A 3,386-nucleotide genomic window follows, 5' to 3' on the forward strand; every position below is an offset into this window, starting at 1 on the left:
AAAGCCAAAGCGGGCGGCGGCGGCCTGCACCACGCGCAGGCCTTCGGGCATGACTTCCTTGCCGATGCCGTCTCCGGGGAGGACGGCGATGCGGAAGATCGGGTTCATGGACGGTGCTCCTTTCTGGGGGCAGTCATCAGGCAGGACTCATGCGGCGAGGGCCAGGGGTGCGGCCGCGCGGGTGGCCTGCTGGTCGCGCTCCTCCAGCCAGCCTTGGCGCAGCTCAGGCACCGAGGCAGCCAACAGTTCGTAGTACGGGTGGTGCGGGCCGCGGTCAAAGTCAGCGCGCGCCACCTGATCGAGCTTGCGACCGTGCTGCATGACGATGATTTCGTCGCACACGGCGCGCACGGTGTGCAGGTCGTGGCTGATGAACAGGTACGACACGCCCAGCTCGCGGCGCAGGTCGGCCATCAGGTCCAGCACGGCGGCGCCCACCACGGTGTCCAACGCCGAGGTCACTTCGTCGCACAGGATCAGGTCGGGCTCGGCCGCCAGCGCGCGCGCCAGATTCACACGCTGCTTCTGCCCGCCAGACAGGCCGCCGGGCAGGCGCGGGGCCACTGAATGCGGAAGCCGCACCAGGTCCAGCAGTTCGTGAATGCGACGCTGCAGCGCGGGCCCCTGCAGGCCCTTGTAGAACTGCAACGGTCGCGCCAGGATGCGCTCGATGGTTTGCGAGGGGTTCAGCGCCGTGTCCGCCATCTGGAACACGATCTGGATCTGCCGCAAATCCTCCTTGCTGCGCTGGCGCAGGTCGGGCTTGAGCGCATGGCCCTTGAAGAGCATGCTGCCCTTGCAGGGCGCGATGAGCCCCGCCACCGCCCGCGCCAGCGTGGTCTTGCCCGACCCGGATTCGCCGATGACCCCAATGGCCTGGCCCCGGTAGAGCTTGAAGTTGATGTCTTCCAGGATCAGCGCGGAAGGCTGGCCCTGCGCGTCGACCGGGCCGTAACCGGCCGAGAGTTCGCGCACCTCCAGCAGCAGTTCGCCCTCGCCCTTGCAGTGCTCGGCGGCACGCGGCGCAGGGCGGGCCGCAGCCAGCAGGCTTTGGGTGTACTCGTGTGCGGGCTGCGCCAGGATCTGCGCGGTGGAATTCACCTCCTGCATCTGGCCACCGCGCAGCACCAGGATGTGGTCCGCCATCTGTGCCACCACGGCCAGGTCGTGGCTCACGTACACGGCCGTGGCGCGGCGCTCGCGCACCACGCGGCGGAAGGCACGCAGCACCTCGATCTGCGTGGTCACATCCAGCGCGGTGGTGGGCTCGTCCAGGATCACCAGGTCCGGCTCGGTGATGAGGGCCATGGCTGCCATCAGCCGCTGCAGCTGCCCGCCCGACACCTGGTGCGGGTAGCGCTGGCCGATGGTCTCGGGGTTGGGCAGCGCCAGTTCGCGGAACAGCTGCACGGCCTTGGCCTCGGCCTCGGCGCGCGGCATGGTGCCGTGGATGCGCGTGGGCTCCACCACCTGGTCCATGATGGTGCGCGAGGGGTTGAACGACGCCGCCGCGCTCTGCGCGATGTACGACACGGTGCGGCCCCGCAGCGCCCGCTGGCCCGCCGGCGACAGGCCCAGCACATCGATGTCGCCGATGCGCACGCTGCCACCCGAGATGGCGCAGCCATGCCGCGCATAGCCCATCAGCGCGAGTGCCGTGGTCGTCTTGCCCGAGCCGGATTCGCCGATGAGCGCCAGCACCTCACCGGGCTCGATGGCGAAGTTCAGGTGGTCCACTAGGGTCTGGTCGCCTGCGGTGATGTGCAGGTCTTTCACAATGACTGAAGCTCCCATGATCAGCCCCCCTTGCGTTCGTGGGCCGCGCGGCCCGGCAGGTTGTCGATGACCAGATTGACCGCGATGGTCAGGCTGGCGATGGCCAGTGCCGGCGCAATCACGGCGGCACTGCCGTCGGGCAAGGCGCCCACGTTCTCGCGCACCAGCGAGCCCCAGTCCGCCTCGGGCGGCTGGATGCCCAGGCCCAGAAAGCTCAGGCTGGCCAGCAGCAGCACCACGTACACAAAGCGCAGGCCCATGTCGGCCAGGATGGGGCCGATGATGTTGGGCAGGATCTCGCGCAGCATGATGTACAGCGTGCCCTCGCCGCGTGTGCGGGCCACCGTCACGTAATCCAGCGCGTTGATGTTCACGGCCAGCGAGCGCGCGATGCGGAAGGCGCCCGGCACGTACAGCAGCGCTGCGGTGAACACCAGCATGCCGATGGACGAGCCGAAGCCGGCCACCAGCACCAGCGCGAACATCTTGCTGGGGATGGAAGTGAGCGTGTCCAGCAGGCGGCTGATGAAGGCATCCAGCCACGAGCCGGTGGCCGCGGCCAACAGCGCCAGCAGCGTGCCGGTGCTGCACGCGATCAGCGTGGCGACCAGGGCCACGCCCACGGTGTAGCGGGCGCCCTGCACCACCCGCACCAGCATGTCGCGGCCCAGATAGTCCGTGCCCAGCCAGTGCTGCGCGTCGATGGGCGCATAGACCACAGAGGCCTGCAGGTCCACCAGATGGCGGGGCAACAGGGCCGGCCCCACCAACGCAGCCAGCAGCCAGAACAGCAGTACACCCAGGCCGACGAGGCCGGTGAACCCGAAACCGCCGAGCCAGCGCAACGCCCGGCTGCGGCCCTTGGCGGCCAGCGGTGTGGCACCCGGCGTAGGAGAGGAAGGAAGCGTATGCATCAGAAAAATCTCCAAGGTGATGGGGCACGCATCAGCGGTGGCGCAGGCGCGGGTTAGCCAGAATTCCGCAAACATCGGCGAGCGTGACCAGCAGCAGGTAGCCCGTGCAGAAAATCATGGCGCAGGCCTGCACCAGCGGCATGTCGCGCTGGGTCACGCCGTCCACCATGAGCTTGGCGATGCCGGGGTAGTTGAAGATGGTCTCGATCACGATCACCCCGCCCAGCAGATAGGAAAGCGACAGCGCCACCGCGTTGGCGATCGGCCCCACAGCGTTGGGCAGCGCGTGGGCCAGCACCATGCGCAGCGGCGATGCCCCCTTGAGGCGCACCATTTCGATGTAGGGCGCTTCGAGCTGATCGATCACGGCGGCGCGTGTCATGCGCATCATCTGCGCCACGATCACGCAGCACAGGCTGAGCACGGGCATGGCATAGGCGCGCAGCAGCTGTCCTAGCGATTCGATATCGTTCACGTACGAGAGCGCTGGCAGCCAGCGCAGCTGCACGGCAAACACCAGCACCGCCAGCGTGGCCACCAGGAATTCGGGCACAGAAACCACCGCCACCGAGAGGCTGGACGCGATACGGTCCAGCCACGAGCCGCGCAGCACCGCCGAAAGGATGCCAAAAAACAGCGCAATCGGCACCGAGAACAGCGCCGTCACCGCGGCCAACTGCAGCGAGTTGGGCAGGC

The 3,386-nt window shown here is 68.1% G+C and carries 4 protein-coding genes; all 4 read right to left on the reverse strand.

Features of this window, described 5'->3' with window-relative positions:
- Positions 1-108 (reverse strand): isocitrate/isopropylmalate family dehydrogenase (locus tag MRY84_RS09990; RefSeq protein WP_291505585.1); only part of this gene is annotated, 108 nt, incomplete at its 3' end.
- A gap of 39 nt (positions 109-147) precedes the next feature.
- Positions 148-1,794: an ABC transporter ATP-binding protein gene (locus MRY84_RS09995; protein ID WP_291505582.1), complete on the reverse strand. Its 1,647-nt coding sequence runs from the start codon at positions 1,792-1,794 to the stop codon at positions 148-150.
- Between the two features lie 2 nt (positions 1,795-1,796).
- Positions 1,797-2,690: an ABC transporter permease gene (locus tag MRY84_RS10000; protein ID WP_291505583.1), complete on the reverse strand. Its 894-nt coding sequence runs from the start codon at positions 2,688-2,690 to the stop codon at positions 1,797-1,799.
- A 31-nt stretch (positions 2,691-2,721) separates the two neighbouring features.
- The coding region (locus MRY84_RS10005; RefSeq protein ID WP_291505584.1) for an ABC transporter permease at positions 2,722-3,386 on the reverse strand (665 nt) is incomplete at its 5' end.

It is taken from the genome of Acidovorax sp. (genome assembly GCF_022763525.1).
Lineage (GTDB): Bacteria > Pseudomonadota > Gammaproteobacteria > Burkholderiales > Burkholderiaceae_C > Acidovorax.